The 19,921-nt window shown below is 68.3% G+C and carries 22 protein-coding genes and 1 pseudogene; 9 read left to right on the top strand and 14 right to left on the bottom strand.

The window, feature by feature from the left end:
- The 5 genes and pseudogenes from FAB82_RS27435 to FAB82_RS05710 all read right to left on the bottom strand — a co-directional run.
- A pseudogene (locus FAB82_RS27435) lies at positions 1–413 on the bottom strand (hypothetical protein); the annotation flags it as partial.
- The gene (locus tag FAB82_RS05725; RefSeq protein ID WP_136533578.1) at positions 410–1,486 is read right to left on the bottom strand and encodes a PP2C family protein-serine/threonine phosphatase; all 1,077 of its coding nucleotides are present in this window, start codon (positions 1,484–1,486) and stop codon (positions 410–412) included. The pseudogene FAB82_RS27435 and the gene FAB82_RS05725, both read right to left, overlap by 4 nt.
- A gap of 15 nt (positions 1,487–1,501) precedes the next feature.
- Positions 1,502–3,868: a serine/threonine-protein kinase gene (locus tag FAB82_RS05720; RefSeq protein WP_168801433.1), complete on the bottom strand. Its 2,367-nt coding sequence runs from the start codon at positions 3,866–3,868 to the stop codon at positions 1,502–1,504.
- 13 nt (positions 3,869–3,881) lie between these two features.
- Positions 3,882–4,853 (bottom strand): glutamate ABC transporter substrate-binding protein, encoded by a 972-nt coding sequence (locus FAB82_RS05715; protein WP_136533576.1) that lies wholly within the window; start codon positions 4,851–4,853, stop codon positions 3,882–3,884.
- Positions 4,850–6,217 (bottom strand): hypothetical protein, encoded by a 1,368-nt coding sequence (locus FAB82_RS05710; protein WP_136533575.1) that lies wholly within the window; start codon positions 6,215–6,217, stop codon positions 4,850–4,852. Before FAB82_RS05710 ends, FAB82_RS05715 begins: the two co-directional genes overlap by 4 nt.
- 68 nt (positions 6,218–6,285) lie before the next feature.
- Between FAB82_RS05710 and FAB82_RS05705 the strand changes: the two genes are divergently transcribed.
- Genes FAB82_RS05705 through FAB82_RS05695 form a run of 3 tightly spaced genes read left to right on the top strand, consistent with a single transcriptional unit; the run spans position 6,286 to position 8,223 of the window.
- Positions 6,286–6,789 (top strand): deaminase, encoded by a 504-nt coding sequence (locus FAB82_RS05705; protein WP_136533574.1) that lies wholly within the window; start codon positions 6,286–6,288, stop codon positions 6,787–6,789.
- A gap of 10 nt (positions 6,790–6,799) precedes the next feature.
- The gene (locus FAB82_RS05700; protein WP_136533573.1) at positions 6,800–7,609 is read left to right on the top strand and encodes a sulfurtransferase; all 810 of its coding nucleotides are present in this window, start codon (positions 6,800–6,802) and stop codon (positions 7,607–7,609) included.
- A complete protein-coding gene (locus tag FAB82_RS05695; protein ID WP_136533572.1) occupies positions 7,606–8,223 on the top strand; it encodes a hypothetical protein in 618 nt (205 codons plus the stop codon). The genes FAB82_RS05700 and FAB82_RS05695 overlap by 4 nt, the downstream gene beginning before the upstream one ends.
- Positions 8,224–8,494: 271 nt before the next feature.
- Here the strand turns inward: FAB82_RS05695 and FAB82_RS05690 are convergent, their stop codons facing one another.
- The 5 genes from FAB82_RS05690 to FAB82_RS05670 form a co-directional block, all read right to left on the bottom strand.
- Positions 8,495–9,181, bottom strand: coding sequence for a metal-dependent transcriptional regulator (locus FAB82_RS05690; protein ID WP_136533571.1), 687 nt, complete (start codon positions 9,179–9,181; stop codon positions 8,495–8,497).
- Between the two features lie 105 nt (positions 9,182–9,286).
- On the bottom strand, positions 9,287–10,243 hold the full coding sequence (locus FAB82_RS05685) for a sigma-70 family RNA polymerase sigma factor (protein WP_136533570.1): 957 nt from the start codon (positions 10,241–10,243) through the stop codon (positions 9,287–9,289).
- Between the two features lie 151 nt (positions 10,244–10,394).
- The gene (locus tag FAB82_RS05680) at positions 10,395–10,997 is read right to left on the bottom strand and encodes a trimeric intracellular cation channel family protein (protein WP_136533569.1); all 603 of its coding nucleotides are present in this window, start codon (positions 10,995–10,997) and stop codon (positions 10,395–10,397) included.
- A 77-nt stretch (positions 10,998–11,074) separates the two neighbouring features.
- Positions 11,075–11,296: a DUF3039 domain-containing protein gene (locus FAB82_RS05675; protein ID WP_136533609.1), complete on the bottom strand. Its 222-nt coding sequence runs from the start codon at positions 11,294–11,296 to the stop codon at positions 11,075–11,077.
- Between the two features lie 89 nt (positions 11,297–11,385).
- On the bottom strand, positions 11,386–11,712 hold the full coding sequence (locus FAB82_RS05670; protein WP_136533568.1) for a DUF3099 domain-containing protein: 327 nt from the start codon (positions 11,710–11,712) through the stop codon (positions 11,386–11,388).
- A 41-nt stretch (positions 11,713–11,753) separates the two neighbouring features.
- On the opposite strand from FAB82_RS05670, the gene dtd reads away from it, so the two are divergent.
- Together dtd and FAB82_RS05660 are read left to right on the top strand one after the other, a co-directional pair.
- Complete coding sequence (gene dtd, locus FAB82_RS05665) at positions 11,754–12,176, top strand: D-aminoacyl-tRNA deacylase (RefSeq protein ID WP_136533567.1); 423 nt, start codon at positions 11,754–11,756, stop codon at positions 12,174–12,176.
- Between the two features lie 61 nt (positions 12,177–12,237).
- Positions 12,238–13,950, top strand: a complete 1,713-nt coding sequence (locus FAB82_RS05660; RefSeq protein ID WP_136533566.1) for a DEAD/DEAH box helicase — start codon at positions 12,238–12,240, stop codon at positions 13,948–13,950.
- A gap of 168 nt (positions 13,951–14,118) precedes the next feature.
- Here the strand turns inward: FAB82_RS05660 and FAB82_RS05655 are convergent, their stop codons facing one another.
- The 3 genes from FAB82_RS05655 to FAB82_RS05645 form a co-directional block, all read right to left on the bottom strand.
- A complete protein-coding gene (locus tag FAB82_RS05655; RefSeq protein ID WP_136533565.1) occupies positions 14,119–14,358 on the bottom strand; it encodes a DUF7455 domain-containing protein in 240 nt (79 codons plus the stop codon).
- A 259-nt stretch (positions 14,359–14,617) separates the two neighbouring features.
- A complete protein-coding gene (locus FAB82_RS05650) occupies positions 14,618–16,222 on the bottom strand; it encodes an RNA polymerase sigma factor (RefSeq protein WP_136533564.1) in 1,605 nt (534 codons plus the stop codon).
- A gap of 211 nt (positions 16,223–16,433) precedes the next feature.
- Positions 16,434–16,925: a LytR C-terminal domain-containing protein gene (locus tag FAB82_RS05645; protein ID WP_168801431.1), complete on the bottom strand. Its 492-nt coding sequence runs from the start codon at positions 16,923–16,925 to the stop codon at positions 16,434–16,436.
- Between the two features lie 342 nt (positions 16,926–17,267).
- Here FAB82_RS05645 and FAB82_RS05640 point away from each other — a divergent pair, with 342 nt between their 5' ends.
- Positions 17,268–17,567, top strand: a complete 300-nt coding sequence (locus FAB82_RS05640) for a DUF4193 domain-containing protein (RefSeq protein ID WP_136533562.1) — start codon at positions 17,268–17,270, stop codon at positions 17,565–17,567.
- A gap of 223 nt (positions 17,568–17,790) precedes the next feature.
- Here the strand turns inward: FAB82_RS05640 and FAB82_RS05635 are convergent, their stop codons facing one another.
- Positions 17,791–18,270, bottom strand: a complete 480-nt coding sequence (locus FAB82_RS05635; RefSeq protein ID WP_211116393.1) for a DUF3093 domain-containing protein — start codon at positions 18,268–18,270, stop codon at positions 17,791–17,793.
- Between the two features lie 41 nt (positions 18,271–18,311).
- Between FAB82_RS05635 and dut the strand changes: the two genes are divergently transcribed.
- From dut to FAB82_RS05620, 3 genes are read left to right on the top strand one after another with little or no spacing between them, the layout of a single operon-like run.
- On the top strand, positions 18,312–18,788 hold the full coding sequence (dut, locus tag FAB82_RS05630; RefSeq protein ID WP_136533560.1) for a dUTP diphosphatase: 477 nt from the start codon (positions 18,312–18,314) through the stop codon (positions 18,786–18,788).
- Entirely contained in the window at positions 18,781–19,527 is a 747-nt protein-coding gene (locus tag FAB82_RS05625) for a DUF3710 domain-containing protein (RefSeq protein WP_136533559.1), read from the top strand. The genes dut and FAB82_RS05625 overlap by 8 nt, the downstream gene beginning before the upstream one ends.
- Before the next feature lie 8 nt (positions 19,528–19,535).
- Positions 19,536–19,913, top strand: a complete 378-nt coding sequence (locus FAB82_RS05620; RefSeq protein ID WP_136533558.1) for an OB-fold nucleic acid binding domain-containing protein — start codon at positions 19,536–19,538, stop codon at positions 19,911–19,913.
- Positions 19,914–19,921: the final 8 nt, after the last annotated feature.

Raw genomic sequence — 19,921 nt, 5'->3', positions numbered from 1 at the left:
TGGCCGTAACCACCCTGCTGCGGCTGCTGCCCATACGGATCCGGCTGCTGCTGGCCGTAGCCCTGCTGCTGCCCATAAGGATCGGGTTGCTGCTGGCCGTACGGGTCCTGCTGCTGCGGCTGCCCATACGGGTCCTGGCCGTAACCACCCTGCTGCGGCTGCTGCCCATACGGATCTTGCGGCGGCGGCTGCTGCTGCCCATACGGATCCGGCTGCTGCTGGGCGTACGGGTCGTTCGGCGGGTATCCCTGTCCGAAAGCGGCTGGAGACTGCGGGGCCTGGCCTTGCTGCCACGCCGGGTTGGGCGTACCACACTGCTCACAGAACTGGGCTTGCGGGAAAGCCCCGCAGGCGCACTGGTATCCGCCCGGCTGTGGGGCACCGCCGCCGGGGTAGGTCGGCTGGTAGGTCAAGGTCGTCCCCCTCCAAGCAATTCGGTGTACTCGGCCTCACTGGCGATACCGAGCAGCGGAGCGGGCTCGGCTCCCTTGGGTCCGGACGGGTCCGGGTCGGCAGATTCCTGCTCCTGCACATCGACCTGGACCGAACCGGGGGATTCGAGTTCCACCACCGCGACACTGATGTTGTCGTGCCCGCCATTGGCGAGCGCTTGTCGTGTCAACGCTACAGCCTTGTCGCCAACTGTGCCTTCCGGCAGTGGCAACAGGTCGGAATCGTCATTGAAATAGCGCGACAGACCGTCACTGCACACTACGACATGCCCGCCGCGCAAATCCACCCGGAGGAGGTTCGGATTCAGCGTCGGCGCGTCGGCTCCGAGCCACGCCAGCAGCGCTTTCGCATATGGATTCTTGTACCGGTCGTCCGAGGGATCGACCCCCTGGTAGACCAGGCGGTCGTGGATCGTGTCGTCCACCGTGAGGCGCTTGGCCTCCTTCTCGCCGGCCCAGAACGCCTGCGAGTCGCCCACCCAGCACAGGATGACCTGGTCGCCTTCGATGACCGCCGACACATAAGTGGAGGACGGCGGTGAGTTCGGATACTGCTTGCCGACGGCGGCCACCGCGGAGTGCGCGGCGCCGACCCCGCGGCGCGAGGCGTCCTCGGCGCTCATGCCCTCGCCGAGCCCGGTGCGGATCTCGGCGATCGCCGCTTCCACCCCCGCGAGTGACGCCCGTTCGGAGTCGGAGGCGCCCGAGACGCCGTCGCAGACCACTACGATCTTGCGGCCGTCGTCGGCCAGCGAGATCGCGATCGAGTCCTGGTTGTAGTGGTGCCGCTTGCCGACGTCGGTGCAGGCGCCGATGCCCGGCAGCGAGAACGACGTGTGGTCGTCCGAGCCGCCCGGGTGCTCGGGATTGTCCTCGGTCGCGGCCGAGGAGATCCACGCCGGGGCCTCGGCCGGCAGCGCCAGCTCTTCGAGGTCGCCGCCGCAGATCTCGCAGTAGCGGCCGACGTCGGCGGCCAGGCCGCACGCCGTGCATTGCTTCGAGGAGCCTTGAGCGGCTTCCGTGGAGGGCTGCATTGAATGGCTCCTTCGCTACAGCATCGTGCGGGGACGGTGGCGGTTGGCCTGGTCGAAGTAGAAGACCTGGTCCTCGCGTTTGGTGCAGGCGTGGGCGAGTTGGCGGTAGGTCGTCTCCAGCGTGAGGCGCAGGTCGCGCTCCTCGCAGGGGGCGTTGAAGATGTGCGGAGCGCCGCCCGGCCCGGCCTGGCCGACCAGACCGATGGCCTGGTGCAGGATCCGGGTCGCCACCAGGTGGCGACGCCGCGGCTCCAGCTTGAGTTCGTCGAGCCGACCCGCCATGTGATGCAGATCCATCATCGACGGCAGGGCGGTACGGCTATGCAGGGACGTCTGGATCGCCGCGGTCTGCGCGATCCCGTACTGCGCCGACGTCTTCGGCACCTGGTGCAGCGTGCCGATCGCCTCGGTCGAGCGGCCGTCCAGGTCGAGCAGGCGCGCCCGACCGTAAGCCGCCGAGACGAATCGGTGGTCGCACGTCCAGATGCGCGTGTAGTGCGGCAGCGCCAGGTCGGCCCGGCCGGCCATCTCGGCGCACGCCGCCAGCGCCAGGCGCGGCGCCAGCTCTCCTGGGAGGTGGGAGTAGACGGCATCGAAATGCGCCGCGGCCGTGTGGAAGTCGGCTGCCAGCAGCGAGATGACGCCGCGCAGCCAGGTCACCTGCCAGGTGTTGCCCTCCTGCTGCGCGTACTGGTCGAGCGCGGCGACGGCACCGGCGAGGTCCCCGGCGCCGATGAGCGTCCGGACGCGCCGCAGGTGCACCTCGGGGCTCTGCACCGGCGCGGAGGCGAGCTCGGCGAGGATTCCGGCGGCGTGGGTGGCCTGCATGGAGGCCAGGTAGGCGGCGGCCGGGTCGGCCAGGTCGAGCATCGGGTCCGGCAGTGCGTGGGCGACCTCGAACGGGTCGCCGATCGCGGCCTTGTCGTACTCGATGTCGGGCTCGCCGAACACCGCCTGCTCGGGGCCGAACAGGGTCGAAGGCTCGAACCTCGGCTCGTTCTTCTGCACCGACTGGACCTCGTGGAGGACCCCGCGCACCTGGGTGCGCATCTCGTCGGCGTCCTGGAAGCGCGAGCGCGGCTCGGTGTGGCAGGAGCGCAGCAGCAGTCGGTGGAACGACCCGAAGTCCTGGAACACGGGCGTGTCGGCGGCGGGCGGGAACGAGTCGCGGTACTGCCCGGTGAAGCCCTTGAACTGCAGCGCCAGCACGGCCATCGAGCGGCCGATCGTGTACAGGTCGGAGGTGATCGACGGGCCGACCGACAGCACCTCGTCATTGGGCACTGAGTAGCCGGGGGTGCCGTAGATCGCCGATTCGAGGTCGTCGACGCGGCGCACCGCGCCGAGGTCGATGAGCTTGAGCCAGGTCTCGACGTGGATGACGTTGTCGGGCTTGAAGTCGCAGAACAGCAGGCCCCGGTCGTGCAGGTAGGAGAACGCCGGCAGCAGTTCGGAGGTGTAGGTCAGGACCTGCTCCAGTGACAGCGGCTCGCGCTCGCCGTCCTCGGAGACGTCGTCGCGGATGTCGCGCAGGGACTTGCCCGCCACGTATTCCATGACGATGTAGGACTGGAGTTGGCCCGAGCGCGGGTCGGCGGCGGCCACGAAGTCGTGGATGTTGACGACGTTCGGGTGGTCGATGCCGACCAGGAAGCGCCGTTCGTTGATGGCCGCCTCGATGGCGTCTTCGTCGGTGGTGTTGATGAGGCCCTTGATGACCACCCATCGCTGGGTCAGGTCGTCGGCGAAGTTCCGGTCATTGGCGAGGTAGATCCAGCCCAGGCCGCCGTGCGCGATGGCGCCGAGGATCTCGTAGCGCTCCGAGAGGACGTCGCCGGGGGCCAGCGAGGGCGTGAACCAGTAGCGGGAGCGGCAGTAGGGGCAGAAGCCCTCGACCCGTCCGGCCCGGCCGGCCTGCGGGCGACCGACGGGCTTGCCGCAGGAGGAGCAGAAGCGTTTGTGCTCGGAGACCTTCGGGTCGTCCATGACCGCTTGGGCGGGGTCGCGCGGTGGGACCGGCGGCATGTCGGACAGGCCCCCGCGCTGGCGGGAGCTGGAGGTGGTGGAGCGCGTGACGGGGCCGGTGATCGGCTGGGGGAGTGGCGCGGCGGGCGCGCGGTACGGGGCGGGCGGCGGCGAGGGGGCCTGTGCGGGCGCGACCATCTGCGAGACGGGTCGCGAGATCGCCTGCGTCCCATCGGGCATCGGCGGGGAGGGCGCGAAGCCGGGCTGGGCGGGGACGGCCGGGGGCGTGGAGAGGCGCTTGCGCACCCGGAGGGTGTCGGAGCCGGCCCCCTCGGGGTCGTCCGCCGCTTCTTGCTGGACCTGCCGGACACTGGGCGTGTAGCGCTGTGTGTGTTCGGGCTGCTGCGGGTCGCTCATCTGGTACTCGCCTTCAGTCCTGGTACTTCGCCGCGGGCGGGGTGGCGTCGCCGAGCCTGGGGGCGAGCCACTTGTCGTAGATGTCCTGCCATCTGCCGTCGGAGCGCATGTCGGCGAGGACGCCGTTGACGTAGCGGGCCAGGTCGGTATTGCCCTTCTGGAAGGCGATGCCGTAGGGCTCATCGGAGAAGGGCTCGCCGACGACCTCGATGGTGGGGTCCTGGATGGCCATGCCCGCGAGGATCGTCTCGTCGGTGGAGACGGCGTCGACGGTGCCCTGCTGGAGCAGCACCAGGCAGTCGTTGAAGTCGGGGACGGTGACCGGTTGCGCCTCGGTGACGGCGGCGATATTGCTCGGGGAGGTGGAGCTCTCGCCGGTGCAGACGGTCTGGTCCGCGGTGAGTTCTTCGGCGCTTTCGATACCGGCGTCCTTGGGGACGAGGAGTCGCTGTCCGGCGCTGTAGTACTCGGTGGAGAATTCGACGTTCTCCCACCGTCCGCAGTTCATGGTCATGGTGCGCACGACCATGTCGACGCGGTCGTTGTTGACGGCGTCCTCGCGTTCGCGGGAGGTCATCGGCACCCAGGTGATCTGGGCGTCGGCGCCGAGCAGTTCGGTGATGATGGCCTCGGCGATCTCGATGTCGAAGCCTTCGAGCTGGTTGGTGACCGGGTCGCGGTAGCCCATGAGGTTGGTGGACTGGCTGATGCCGATGGAGATGTGGTCGTCGGAGTCGAGCTGTTCACGGGCCTGTTCGGCGGTGATCGAGCCGGGGTCGTAGGACGCGAGCGGGTCGCAGCTGTCGTCCGCCTCCGCGGTGGAGATGTCGGGCTCGAAATTGATGCCCTCGGGCAGCGGGGTGGGGACGTCGACCTCGGCGGGGTCGATGCCGGCCTGTCCGGAGCAGGCGGCGAGCAGCAGCAGCGCGGACCCGGTGACGAGGGCCAGGGGGGCGGACCAGCGGGATCTGGGTCGATTCATCATGCGTGGTACTCCGACACTCGCATTTGGATGCCCACGGCCGCACTGATGAGGGCGAGCAGGGCCAGGGTCGCCAGTCCGGCCGCCGCGCCGGCCAGGGATCGCCGCGCGTCGGCGGTGGCCTGGTCGAAGCGGTCGGCGCTGACGTCGGTCGCTTCCGTCAGTTGCGCGTTGAGCGTGTTGAACGAGTTGGTGAGGCTGTCGTCTTCTTCGCCGACGGCCATTTCGACGGCGTCGGTGTACTGGCCTTCCGTGGCCAGCTTGATGACCGCGTCGTGGCCGGAGCTCCAGGCCGAGGCGGCCTCGGCGGCGGCGGTCAGCGCGTCGCTGATCTCGGGGTCGTCGCCGTATTCGGCTTCGAGCCGGTCGAACAGGCCGCCCGAGCCCATGAGCGTCTCCATCTGGGCGGCGTAGCGTTCCTCGGCCGCGCTGTCCTCGCCGCGGGCGATGAGCACCAGGGATTCCTCGGCTCGCGCCTGCTGGGTGGCGATGTGGGCCTCGGCCAGCAGTTCCAGCGGGATCGCACCATCCTCATGGGACCGTTCGGTGTGAGTGGCGGACGCCAGCGCGGCCATGGCCAGCCAGCCGGAGAAGAGCGCCAGCATGACGGTGGCGCCGACCAGTCCGAGGTTGAACACCCGGTTGGTCTTGCGGCTCAGCCACATCTGCGCCCACACCAGCACGACGAGCGCCAGTGCGGCGAGGCCGGCGGTGATCCACGGGAACGCCTGGGCCGAGGAGCGCGATTCCGAGAGCTGGTCGAGCGCATTGTGTTGCAGCTCGTCAGCCCTCGGCAGGACCTCGGTACGCATGAGCGTGGAGGCCTGCTTCTGGTAGGTCGCGCCGATCGGCTCGCCGAGCCGGTTGTAGCTGCGGGCCGTTTCGACCAGTCCGGTGTAGACGGGCAGGCGGGCGTTGAGCTCGGCGACCAGCTGGGCGTCGGCCGCGGTCTCGACCTGGCCGGAGGCGGTGGTGAGCGCGACGGTGGCGTCCCGCATGGCCTCCTGGTAGGTGTCGCGGGTGGTCTGCGAGGAGCCACCGGCGGTCAGGTAGGAGCTGGCGGCGGTCGCGTCGGCCTGGGAGAGGGCCTGGTAGAGCTGGAGGGCGGCCACGGACAGGCGTCCCGACTGGGTGGTGGTCTCCTCGATGACGGCGGACTTGGCGAGCACCGCGGTCATGCCGGTGACGCCGGCGCCGATGATGAGGACCACCAGGACCACGAGGATGCCGCGCAGTTGGCCGGGCGTTTGCCGCAGGGCCGCTTGGACTCGCGCGAACCGCTGTCGCCGCCCGGGTGCGGCGCCCGGCGCCGCAGTGGGCGTTGGCGCCTGGGTCGGGGCGGGAGGGGACTGGACGGTCAACTTCACCTCGCTAGTAGACGACTCCGCGAACGTATCGGGGAGTCTGTGTCCGGGGTCGCCTACATCGTATCGGCATGCGGCAACGCGCGGTGACAGCCGCCTGCGGTCGAGTCGCCGGGTATTTTGGGGCCGTGTCAATTTCCGTTAATGCCGACGATGCCCGTTGGATGTCCCGAGCCGTGGAGCTGGCCGGGCAATGCCCGCCGTCGAAGACCGCCTTCAGTGTCGGCGCCGTGATCGTCGCCGACGGAGAGAACATCGGCGAGGGCTATTCGCGGGCCGAACAGGACCACGACCACGCCGAAGAGGTGGCGCTGCGCCGCGCCACAGCATCGGTCGAGGGCGCCACGGTTTACTCCACTATGGAACCTTGCGGGCACCGGGCCTCGCGTCCGGAACCCTGCGCCCAGCTGCTCATCGAAGCGGGGGTCGCCCGTGTCGTCTATGCGGTCGGCGAACCCGAGAACTTTGTCGAAACACCTTCCGGCGCCCGCGCATTGCGCGAGTCAGGCGTGGCCGTCGACGTCATGCCGGAATTCGCCCCGGCGGCCGAAAGGCCCAATTCCCACCTCCGATAGCCTGGGTCGCATGAGCCCACTTATCGGTGCCGACGAGGTCGCGGATCTGGCCGGCGCGGTTCTGCTCGACGTCCGCTGGACGCTCGGCGGGCCCTCCAAGGAAGCGGACTACGCCGCCGGGCACCTGCCCGGCGCCGTCTGGATCGACTTCGACCGCGACGTCTGCGGCCGGGTCGGTGCCGTTGGCGGTCGCCACCCACTGCCCGACCCCGAAGTCCTGCAAGTGGTGCTGCGCGAGGCCGGCATCGATTCGGGCACCCCGGTCGTGGTCTACGACGACGGCGACGGCATGGCCGCCGCCCGCACCTGGTGGACGCTGCGCTGGGCCGGCCACGAGGACGTCCGCGTCCTCGACGGCGGACTCGCCGCCTGGACCCGGTCCGGCCGCGAGCTCACCACCGACGTCCCCTCTCCGCCGCCCGGGGCCTTCACCGTCACGCCCGGCGCCATGACGGTGCTGGACGCCGACGAGGCGGCCACCTGGGCCGACGAGCGCGAGCTCGTCGATGTGCGAGCCCCCGAGCGCTATCGGGGGGAGAATGAACCGATCGACCCCGTCGCCGGGCACATCCCCGGAGCGGTGAACCTGCCGCTCGCCGAGGACAATGCCTCGGGCGGGGGACTGGTGGACGCGGATACGCTGCGCGGACGCTACGAGAAGCACACCGAGGCCGCCTTCTACTGCGGCTCCGGAGTCGGCGCGGCCCGCACGGCCCTCGCCGTCACCGCGGCCAGACTGCCGACGCCGCCGATCTACATCGGCTCATGGAGCGACTGGACGTCGCAGGGCCGACAGGCCGCCACCGGGGAGGAATCATGAAACGACTCGCAATCGCCATACCTGTCGCGGCCCTCCTGCTGGGCGCGGCCGCGTGCAGCGACGACGGCGGCAACGCGGAAGACCCGGTCGACACCGCGGCGCAGGAGGAGACGAGTGCGGACGAATCGACCACCCCGGTCGAACTCGACCTCGAGGAGGCGGGCGGCGCCTGCACCCTCATCGACGGCGACCTGCTCGACTCGGTGACCGGCGAGCACTTCCGCTTCGCCTCCGGCGGCCCCGAACCCGACGGCGAGGAGGAGGACGCCCCCGCCCAGCTCAGCTGCGCCGTCCAGACCGGCGAGGCCGCCTACCCCGACCTGACGACCTTCATCGCCCCCACCGACGCCAGTGCGGACGTCTACAAGGACGAGGAGCCGGGCGACTCCGAAGAGATCGAGGACCTGGGCGACGCCGCCTACTGGATAGTCCACACCGAGGACACCGGAGCCGGTCCGGCCCTGGAACTGGGCTGGCTCGCCGACGGCAATATGTTCGAGATGCGCTACACCACCCCCGAAGGCACCGAGGCCGGGACGGTGGAAGAACTCGTCCCGGGCTTCACCGATCTCGCCAAGAGCATCAACCAGGCCAACGCGGACGCCGCGGAGTAAACGCTTCAGAACGCCGAACGGCCCGGTCGCACTGTCCTCGAACAGTGCGACCGGGCCGTTGCGCTTCGCAATAGCGAGCGCCCTCCCTGCCGGGGGTGCAGGGAGGGCGCTCTGGTGCGGAGTTCGGTATCGGGGGGCGTAGAAAACTAAGGCGCACATAGCGTGCGCAAGCGTTTTCAAGCCGTTCATTACCCTACCCCGGCATAGGAATGCGGTCAAGACACCAGAAAGCACGAATCGCACAACCGCCCCCGGCGATTGTGCGATCGGGCTATTCGACCGGAGCGGCGAACACCTTGGCGGCGTCGTCGACGCTCAGGCGGATCGTGTCGGAGTCGGCGGTGATGACCACATCGCCGTCGGCGCGGTCGACCAAGACCTCCGCCTCGGGATCGATGCCCGCGCGGTGGAGCGAGGAGAGCAGGTCCGGGTGGGTCTGCACCGACTCGCACAGGCGCGTCACGCGCACCTTCGAGCCGGGTGCGACCACACTCATGGGCCGCTCGTCGGTCACGCCCAAGGCCACCACGGCGGCCGAGTCGAGCGCCTGGAGACCGGGGATGGAGTTGCCGTACGGGGAGCGGGTCGGGTGCTTGAGCAGCTCGTAAACGCGCTTCTCGACCGCGTCGCTCATGACGTGTTCCCACTTGCAGGCCTCGTCGTGGGCCTCGATGTAGGACATGCCGATCACGTCGACGAGGAGGCGCTCGGCGAGCCGATGCTTGCGCATCACGGCCACGGCCTGGCGTCGGCCCTCTTCGGTGAGTTCGAGGTGGCGGTCGCTCTTGACATTGAGCAGGCCGTGGCGCTGCATGCGCCCGACCGTCTGGGAGACCGTCGGACCGCTCTGGTCGAGCCGTTCGGCGATCCGTGCGCGCAACGCCGGAACGCCCTCCTCCTCGAGTTCGAGGATGGTGCGCAGATACATCTCAGTAGTGTCGACGAGGTCCGTGGTCACAGCTTCGTTCCTTCACTAGATCCGCCCGAATGCTTCGAAAGGCAGCGGGGCGGGATGGGTCAGGTAGCCGCCAGACCCCCTGTCTCCATCCATGATATATGCCGGTCAAGCCACATATTCAGCCAGCCGTCCCGCGTAGTCGGGTTGGCGCAGGCGGTGGAGCGCATTCTTTTCGATCTGGCGCACGCGCTCCCGGGACAGACCGAAGTCGGCCGAGACCTCTTCGAGCGTGCGCTGGCGGCCGTCGTCAATGCCGAAACGCAGACGCAGGACGGTTTGTTCCCGCTCGGGCAGGCTCGCCAGCACCGAGGCGATGTGGCGGCGCAGCAGCCCGTACGAGACCGCGTCCTCGCTGCCCTGCTCGCGCGGCATGTGGGCGACCAGGTCGCCCAGTGCCGTCGAGTCGTCCTCGCCGACCGTCTGGTCGAGGCTGACCGGCTCGCGGTCGTATGACATGAGCTCCAAGACCTTGCCGGGACTGACCTCGAGCTCTGCGGCGATCTCCTCACAGCGCGGTTCGCGGCCCAGCTCGGCCAGCAGGTCCTGGCGGGCCCGGTTCATGCGCTTGATCTGGTCGACGGTGTGGGCCGGGACGCGGATCGTGCGGGACTGGTCGGTGACGGCGCGGTTGATGGCCTGCCTGATCCACCAGGTCGCGTAAGTCGAGAATTTGTAGCCCTTTTGGTAATCGAACTTCTCCACGGCGCGGATGAGGCCGAGATTGCCCTCCTGAATGAGGTCGAGGAGGCTCATGCCCGCCCCCGAATACCGTTTCGCGACACTGACCACGAGTCGAAGATTCGATTCGAGCATGCGCTGCTTGGCGGCGCGGCCCTCGGCCGCTATTTTCGCCAGGTCCCCGCGCAGATCGGGATCGGTGGTCTCGGAGATACGGCGCACGGCCATGAGGCCTGCCTCGATCGCCTTGGCGCACTCCACTTCCTCGGAAGCGGTGAGAAGCCTGTGTTTGCCGATGCCGTTGAGGTAGGCGCGCACGGGATCGCCGGAATACTCGGCCGGACGCTGAGCCGGGCGTTGACGGATGCTGCCTGCGGATGCCATCGTTGGTTCGCCTTTCGCTGCTGACCCTCCCATGCGGGGTGGGTCGCCCCGCACCTGACCCGGTGGGCACCGGGTGAGGTACCAGCTTGCAGCGGAATTCCCTGAATGAAACCCCTCAGCGCGAAGGGTGGCACGAACCCGGGAGACAGCATCAGAATTTCGGTTTCGGTGCCTCCCACCGAAACCAAATGGCCACCAGCCGGACAACAAAGATCGTCGCCACCGCGATGGTCGTCAGCGTGGCCGAGCCGATCTGCGACTCCCACCGCTGCCCCACCACCTCGACGATCGCGCCGATCGTCGCGGCCAGGGCGTAGAAGTCCGACCGCAGCACCGCCGGTATCTCCTGAGTGAGCAGATCGCGCAGAAGGCCACCGCCGACTCCGGAGAGTACTCCAACGATGCAAGCCGCGTAGGGCGAGAAACCGTAGTCGAGGCCCTTCGCGGTCCCCACCACCGTGAACAGGGCCAACCCGGCCGCGTCCAGGACCAGCATCGTCATGCGCACCCGCGAGAGCGTCGGGTGGATCCAGAACACCACCCCGGCCGCGAACATGGCCACGGTCGGGTAGCGCCAGTCGGTGAGCACCAGGGGCGGCGCGCCGATGAGGATGTCGCGGAGCATCCCGCCGCCGAGCGCGGTGATCACCCCGATGACGACGATGCCGAACATGTCGAGTCTCTTGCCGATCGCGGCCGAAGCGCCCGATGCGGCGAACACGGCGGTACCGACCAGTTCGGCCACCAGACTCATAGAAAAAGGCTCCACCTGTGCGTTATAGCAGGTAGAGCCCGATCACATACCGTCTCCAACAACGATGGCGACGAGGACTACTTTCGCATCGACTCGTAGATCTCCTTGCAGCTGGGGCAGATCGGGAAGCGCTCGGGGTCGCGTGTGGGCACCCACATCTTCCCGCACAGTGCCTTCACCGGGACGCCGTCGACCATTGCGGCCATGAGCTTGTCCTTCGGCACATAGTGCGAGAAGCGCTCCTCATCGCCATCCTCGTAGACGAAGTTCGGCTTGGTCTCGGTCTGCTCGTCGAGCATTGTCGAACCACCGGTGGTGGGAAGCTCGCTCACGGGTCTCACTCCTATGTCGCGGACAAGATCACCCAAGTCTGCCACGAGACCGGCGATTATTCGGAATCGAGCATGCGATGTTCTGGCGCCTCGAGCGTCTCGGCCCTGCGCTGGCGGCGGTGGAACACGCCCGGGCGGTCCTGCGGGAGACTGTCGTTCGCCAGCGACACGGCCAGCCACGGCAGCACCGCCATGCCGATGAAGCCGAGCGGGAGCCACAGCCACAGCAGGGGCGCCTCGAGGATCACCAGGATGCCGCACGCCACCAGCAGGACGACGCGGACGCCCATCATGACGACGTAGCGGATGGTCCGGTAGCGGCGCTCCTCGTCGAGCGAGGTGCGCGCATCCGTGATGCTGGTTGCCTTCTCACGCCGTCCCACCCTTCGAGCCTACGCCGAAGCGGTAGGCGATGATCGTCCGCATGAAAGCCGTTGTGCAGACCGTCAGCGAAGCCGAAGTCACCGTCGAGGGCGCCGGCGTCGGAGCGATCCGGGACGGCCTGCTCGTCCTGGTCGGTATCACCCATACGGATGGACCCGACCAGGTGAAGTGGATGGCCGAGAAGATCTGGAAGCTGAGAATCATGGAGGACGAGCAGTCGGCGTCCGATCTGGACGCACCGATTCTCCTGGTCAGCCAGTTCACCCTCTACGCGGACTCCCGCAAGGGCCGCCGCCCGTCCTGGAACGGAGCCGCCCCCGGTCCGGTCGCCGAACCCCTGGTCGAGGCCGTCGCCGCCGCCCTGCGCGGCCTGGGCGCTCACGTCGAGACCGGAACGTTCGGCGCGATGATGCGCGTATCCAGCGTCAACGTCGGACCCACCACCATCCTGCTGGAGCGGTGAACGTGACCCGCCTCGCCCCTTAGAATCGACCGGGTCCGCCGACCGTCCGTAAGGAGCCCGCATGATCCCGGCCGCCCCACCCGAATCGCTTCCCTCGCTTCGGGTCTGGCAGCGCAAAGCGATGGTCGCCTACCACCGGGATCAGACACGGGACTTCCTCGCCGTGGCAACACCCGGAGCCGGCAAGACCACCTTCGCGCTTCGCATCGCCTATGACCTGCTCGCCGACGGCACCGTCGACACCGTGACCGTCGTCGCCCCCACCGAGCACCTCAAGACCCAGTGGTCCGACGCCGCGGCCCGCTTCGGCATCCAGCTCGACCCGGCCTTCCGCAACGCCGATGTCCACAGTGCCGCCGACTACCACGGCGTGGTCCTCACCTACGCCCAGATCGGCGCCGACCCGGCCGTCCACCGCCGCCGCACCCTGGCCCGCCGCACCCTCGTGATCCTGGACGAGATCCACCACGCCGGCGACGCCCGAACCTGGGGCGACGGCGTCATGACCGCCTTCGACGAGGCCGAGCGCCGCCTGGCGCTCACCGGCACCCCGTTCCGCTCCGACGCCAACCCGATCCCGTTCGTGGAGTACGAGGAGGACGCCGAGGGCGCCAAGCGCTCGCGCGCCGACGCGCTCTACGGCTACCGGGACGCGCTCGCCGACGGCGTCGTCCGCCCCGTCATGTTCATGGCCTACTCCGGACAGGCCAAATGGCGCTCCAGCGCCGGCGACGAACTGAACGTGCGGCTGGGCCAGCCGCTGACCAAGGACCTCACCGCCCAGGCCTGGCGGACCGCCCTCGACCCCGAGGGGGAGTGGATCAAGCAGGTCATCGGAGCGGCCGACCGGCGGCTGTCCAACCTGCGGGCGGCGGGCATCCCCGACGCCGGCGGGCTCATCATCGCCTCCGACCAGAACACCGCCCGTGCCTACGCCGGAATCCTCAAGCGCGTCACCGGGAAGAGCGCGGTCATCGTCCTCTCCGACGACGCCGGATCCTCGGACCGGATCGCGAAGTTCGCCGCCTCCGAGGACGAGTGGATGGTCGCGGTCCGCATGGTGTCCGAGGGCGTCGACATTCCGCGCCTGGCGGTCGGCGTGTACGCCACGAACGCGCAGACCCCGCTGTACTTCGCGCAGGCCATCGGCCGCTTCGTGCGCTCGCGGAGGCCCGGCGAGACGGCTTCGGTGTTCCTGCCCAGCGTGATCCCGCTGCTGGCGCTGGCGGAGAACCTGGAGGCCGACCGGGACCACGTCATCAAGCCCAAGGCCGAGGACGACGACCCCGAGGACCTGCTGGAGCAGGCGCAGCGGCAGCTCAACGAGGGCACCGAGCTGGGCGGCCAGCGCGAGACGCTGGAGTCGAGCGCGGAGCTGGACCAGGTCATCTTCGACGGCGGCTCGTTCGGGCTGCCGGTGCAGTCGGGCAGCGCCGAGGAGCAGGAGTACCTGGGCCTGCCGGGCCTGCTGACGCCCGATCAGGTGCACCTGCTGCTCCAGAAGCGCCAGCGGGAGCAGATGGCGAAGCAGAAGCAGTCGACGGCCACGGCGACGGCGGCGAAGCCGGCGGCCGAGCCGACGATGACGAACGCGCAGCGGCGGTTGAAGCTGCGGAAGCAGTTGAACGCTCTGGTGGCCGCCCGTTCGTTCGCTACAAGCGAACCTCACGGGAAGATCCACGCGAAGCTCCGCTCCAGCTGCGGGGGCCCGCCGTCGGCCCAGGCGACCATCGAGCAACTGGAGGAACGGATCGCGACTATCCGTTCCTGGTAAGCGAAACGACGGGGGGCGGGCGCCGCGGCGCCCGTCCCCCGTCGTTTCGCCCTGGCGGGCGGAGCCCGCGACGCAAGCGGCGTCATCGCCTTCTCGACGGATTTCCCGGACGTGCGAAAAGGCCCGGACGGCTTGTCGTCCGGGCCTTTCCTCAAGTCTTATTGCGCGCTAGTTCTCCGAGGTCATAAGGTCGCTGCCGCGCCACTCGAATTCGGGGTCGGCATTGAAGTCGATGGCGATCGGTACCAGCTTCTCGGCGTACTGATTCGCGTGGTGGCCGCAGAAGACGAGGTCGATGTCTTCCGCAAGCGTTACGCGAAGCTTCGCCGCGGCGCTACACCGATCGCAGCGCTCGCCCGCGATCGGACGTTCCTCCGTCAAGGGCGGGGGCGTCAGGGTGGATGTCATACCAGGTCCTCCGCTGCGTTCGGTAGTCGTTGTTTCCTTTGCCGACCTGTTGACCGGCTCTTCCCGATCAACGCCTGCACTGTACTACCTCTTCCCCAAACCGTCTCAGTGAGACTCGGCTCACTTCGACCGCGGTTCGCGATAGTTGTTCCACACCGTAGCCCACACCGCGTCAAACGACAACCCGGCCGGGCGATCGGCGCCCGACCCGAACGGGTGATACGGATCGGCCGCCGTCATCCAAAGTGGAGAGTGGTTCCTAGTCGAGGTAGTCGCGCAGCACCTGCGAGCGCGACGGGTGCCGCAGCTTCGACATCGTCTTCGACTCGATCTGGCGGATCCGCTCGCGCGTGACGCCGTAGACCTGTCCGATCTCGTCGAGCGTGCGCGGCTGGCCGTCGGTGAGCCCGAAGCGCAGGCGCACCACGCCGGCCTCGCGCTCGGACAGGGTCTGGAGCACCTGCTGGAGCTGACCCTGCAAGAGCGAGAAGGAGACCGCGTCGACCGCGACGATCGCCTCGGAGTCCTCGATGAAGTCGCCGAGCTGGCTGTCGCCCTCGTCGCCGATGGTCTGGTCCAGGCTGATCGGCTCGCGCGCGTACTGCTGGATTTCCAGGACCTTCTCCGGGGAGATGTCCATTTCCTTGGCCAGCTCGTCGGGGCTGGGCTCGCGGCCGAGATCCTGAAGAAGCTCACGCTGTATGCGGCCGAGCTTGTTGATGACCTCGACCATGTGGACTGGTATACGGATGGTCCGTGCCTGGTCGGCCATGGCGCGGGTGATGGCCTGCCGGATCCACCAGGTGGCGTACGTGGAGAACTTGTAGCCCTTGGTGTAGTCGAACTTCTCGACGGCGCGGATGAGGCCGAGGTTGCCCTCCTGGATCAGGTCCAGGAACGCCATGCCGCGGCCGGTGTAGCGCTTGGCGAGCGATACGACCAGGCGGAGGTTCGCCTCGAGGAGGTGGTCCTTGGCGCGGTCGCCGTCGCGGACGATCCACTCCAGGTCGCGTCGGACCTGGGTCGGGATGTCCTCGCCGGCTTCGCGCATCTGCTTGAGGCGCTCGACGGCGTACAGCCCGGCCTCGATGCGCTTGGCGAGCTCGACCTCCTGGGCCGCGTTCAGCAGCGGCACCTTGCCGATTTGCTTGAGGTAGGCGCGGACCGAGTCGGCCGAGGCCGTCATCTCGGCGTCCTTGCGCGCCTGCTTGAGCGCCTGCTTGAGCGCCTCGGAGTCCTCTTCGTCCCACTCGAAGTCGTTCTCGTCGGGGTCGTCGCCGTCTTTCTTGGACGACTTCTTGCCCGCGGCGGCCTTCTTCGCGGCCTTCTTGCGGGTGGCCTTCTTGGCCGGCCTCGCGGCGGCGGCCTCGGCGAGTACGTCGTTGGACAGCTCAGTGTCGGACGGCTCGTCCGCGTCAGCGGACTTCGCGGTGGCCTTCCTGGCGGCGGTCTTCTTCACCGCCTTCTTGGCGGTCTTCTTCGCGGCGGTCTTCTTGACGGTCTTCTTGGCGGTGTCGTCACCGTTGTCGGCGCTCTCGCCGTCATCGGACGGCTCGGCTTTCTTCGCGGCGGTCTTCTTGACGGCCTTCTTCGCGGTCTTCGCCGTCGCGGTGCGGGACGAAGTGGCGGTGCGGGCGGCGGGGACGCGCTTGCGGTGCGAGGAGGAGCCGTCGACGACGACGGTGACGTCGGCTTCGGCCAAGGCGCGCAGGACCTTCTTGCCTTCGGCAGGAGAGGCCTGCACCGACTCCAAGACCTGAGCGACCTTCGCTGACGTCAATTGACCGTCACTCTCACGGGCAAGAGCGAGCAATGAGTCGGTCAATGAATTGACGTCGGTGCCGTTGGGACGTGCGTCAGTCACGAGCAACCTTCCGAGGCAATGGCGGGCACGGCGCAGCCGGGCTCCATGTTGGGTGAGCATTGGAATATTAGGTCGGCAGCCCAGGTCGGAACACGACCGGGCAGGCGTGAATTGTAACGCCGAAAATCGGCTTCGGCCCGTCCGTGCTGTCGTTTCGAGCTGTGTTTCCGCATTTTCAGTGGCAATATCGCTGGTTCGGGGTGACGGCGATCTATTCTACCGTGCAGGTGCCCTCGGGCGCCGTGATGCCGCCGCTCTGCGCGAACGACTGGCGTGCATCCGAGGTCGATCGGACCTCCTTGAAGGCGTCGCCGAGCACCACGGTGATCGGTTCCTCCCATTCCAGGTCGAACCCGTCACGGCCCTGGTAGAAGTACGCATGGGTGTGAATTCCGGCGGCGTACTGCCCGGGTCCGAACCTGACCAGGGCGGAGCCGTCGAATGTCTCCTCGGTGTCGCCGACCTCCACGACGTTGAAGCCGCGGTCCTCCAACTGGCTCGCCGCCTGGTCGCCGAGCCCGGTCCGGTCGGTCCCGTTGAGCACGACCACGTCGATCTCCGAGGGGTCGGGGATCGGGGACGTCTTGATCTCGACCGCGCCCGGCTCGCAGTCGCCGCCGTTGGCGGACAGCTGTGAGTCGTTCCTAATAGCCCAGACCGTGATCACGCCCGCGAGCAGCGCCAACGCAACCAAAAACGTCAAAGCGCGGATGCGAGCTATTCGCACGGCGGCCTCCCCGAGTGTCGATGTAGACCAAAGGCTATCGTGCGCGGGTCGAGTTCGCAGGCGAGAGGCGGTACACTCGCTGCCCTCGCCACAGAAGTGTTTCTCGCCACAATAGGGATGAAAAAGCGAGCGACATGGTGTATAGCAATGGACTGCACGCGGTAAGGTACGCCGCCTGCAAGGACGGAACAGAACCCGTCAGGAAACCGAAGTCGAACCGAGCGTCACCGAAAAAGCCTCCGCGGTACACCCGCCGCAGCCCTCGGAGTCGCCCCGCTCGACGCCTGTGCCAAAAGAAACCAATGGGAGTGGAAGACGATGGCAACCGACTACGACGCCCCGCGCCGGGACAAGGAAGAGCAGACCGGCGGCGCCGACAGCATCGAGGCGCTCGCCAAGGGCCGCAGCGATCAGACCGGGTCGGTCGACGTCGATGAGGCCGAGGTAGCGGAGAATTTCGAACTGCCTGGGGCCGACATCAGCGACGAGGAGCTCTCGGTCAAAGTCCTGCCGATGCAGGCTGATGAGTTCCGATGCGGCAGCTGTTTCCTGGTACACCACCGGAGCCAGTTCGCCAAGGAGAAGAACGGGCAACCGATCTGCAAGGACTGCGCCTAGCCCTAAGGCGCGTCGCCTGGCCCTAGGGGTTCGAACCATCCCCGTGGGCCTGTCGTGTGGATCCGAACGGGCTGTATCCGGCCCATTTTTCGCTCGCTTCGTTGTCGGACCTCCAGATCCAACACCGGGATCTGGAGGCCCTTCCGCCTTGCGAGCGAACAAATGGACTCGGATTCAGCCTCGCCCGGACCCACACGACAGGCCCTAGGTCTCGCATCTTCGATCAGACGGCCTCGCGCTCGCGCGAGGCCGTCAGTGCCTCCCGCAGCCCCTCGGGGTTGCGGGAGGACACCACCCAGTACGGGGTCGGGTCCTGAGGGTCGTCGAGCACGATCCGCACGCCCCGGGAGATCCACGGCCGCTGCACCACGAACGCCAGGGGATGCAGGGCGACGCGCAGCGCGTCCGCGTAGGCCGTCCGGTCCAGCACCTCGACGTCGGAGACCACCGACATGGGCAGTTTCGCGTCGTCGACGTGCAACCACACCTCGTCGTCGGTCTCGACCACCCGCACCGGCACTCGACCCATCCACCAGGCCCCCACCAGCGGGGCCGCGAAGATCAGCACGCTGGCGGTCACCCGCCACCAGCGCAGGTCTCCCATATTCGACAAAGCGGCGGCGATCACGGCGCACGCGATCACGGCCGGCCAACCCAGCCACGGCATGGCCATGCGCTCGGCGTACCGTTCCCGACTCCTCATATCTGAGACCATATCCCTCGTCCGAGAGGAGACAGAACACCGTGAACCACGACGTGCCGGTCGCCATCAGGCGGCTCGATCCCGACCTGCCCATCCCCGCCTACGCCAATCCCGGCGACGCCGGGGCCGACCTCTACGCCGCCGAGGGCGTCGCCCTCGCCCCCGGCGACCGCGCCCTCGTTCCGACCGGGGTCGCGGTGGCCATCCCCGACGGCTACGTCGGATACACCAATCCCCGCTCCGGCCTGGCCCACCGCCTCGGCGTCACCATCGCCAACGCCCCCGGCACCATCGACTCCGGCTACCGCGGTGAGATCAAGATCAACCTCGTCAACCTCGACCCGGAGCGGACCGCCGTCATCGAGCGCGGGGACCGTGTCGCACAATTGGTTATCCAACCGGTAGTACGAGCCAGCTTCACCGAAGTCGCGGAACTGACCGCGACCCAGCGCGGAACCGGCGGTCACGGGTCAACCGGCGGTCACCGCCGACTCGAAGAGGAGAGCGAACGTGTTTAGACGGCGACGGTCGTCGAAGAAGCAGCGCCCCAGCGAAGGCGCCGTCCTCGACTCACTGGCCGAAAGCGGCGAAGAGGTCGTCCGTGAGACCACCGAAGGCCCCTTCGACCTCGCCGACGCCCCAGAGGACGACGTGCGGCGCATCGATCTGGGAGCGATCCGACTGCCCGTACCCAAGGGCGTGGGCTTCCAGGCCCAGACGGACGCAAAGGGCAATATCAGCCAGGTCCTGCTCACCACCGGAGCCTCCGCGCTCCAGCTGCTGGTGCGCGCCGCACCCCGCTCCGAAGGCATCTGGGAGGAGATGCGCGAAGAGCTCAGCGGCCAGGTCACCGGCCAGGGCGGCCAGACCCAGGAGATCGAGGGCCGCTGGGGCACCGAGATCCTCGCCAAGCTCTCCACCAAGAAGGGCACGAACACCGTGCGCTTCGTCGGCGTCGACGGCCCCCGCTGGTTCGTCCAGGCCACCTTCCAGGGCAAGCGCGCCACCGATGAGGACGCCGCCCCCGAACTCGATGAGGCCCTGCGCAACCTCGTGGTCGACCGCGGTTCGTCCGCCATGCCGGTGCGTGAACCGCTCCCGCTGAAACTGCCGCCCAAGATGGCAGAGGAAGCCGCCCAGCGCATCGCGCAGCGCAAGGCCGAAGGCGGCGACGGCTCCCGCGCCATCGTCGCGGCCGGCGACACCCCCAAGCCCGCCGTCCGCCGCAAACCCTCGCCGCGCCCGCGTCGGCATTAGGGCGCGACGTGGCTTCCGGTGAGGACGCGAAACGAAAGGTCACCGGCTGGCTCAGGCGGCTGGCCGCCCCGTCGCAGGAACTGTTCGCCGAGGACGTCCGGCGCACCGGCGCCGGCGACACCACCCCCGTCGACCAGGTCGAGCCGCGCCAGCAGGTGGCCGTGGCCGGGCGCCTGAGGGCGGTCGTGCTGCGCACCGACGGCCGTTCCCCGTCCGTCGAGGCGGAGCTCTTCGACGGCACCGGCCAGGTGCACCTGGTCTGGATGGGTCGGCGGCGTATCGTGGGTTTGGAGGCCGGGACCAGGATCACGGCGCGCGGGCGAGTCGCCCAGCGCGCTGACGGCTCCCTGGTGATCTACAACCCGACCTATGAACTGCGGCCCTAAGGCCGAAA

It is taken from the genome of Glycomyces buryatensis (genome assembly GCF_004912275.1).
Classification (GTDB): Bacteria; Actinomycetota; Actinomycetes; order Mycobacteriales; family Micromonosporaceae; genus Glycomyces; species Glycomyces buryatensis.
Note: the sequence above shows the minus strand (reverse complement) of the source record. Positions and strands in the feature narration are given on the sequence as shown.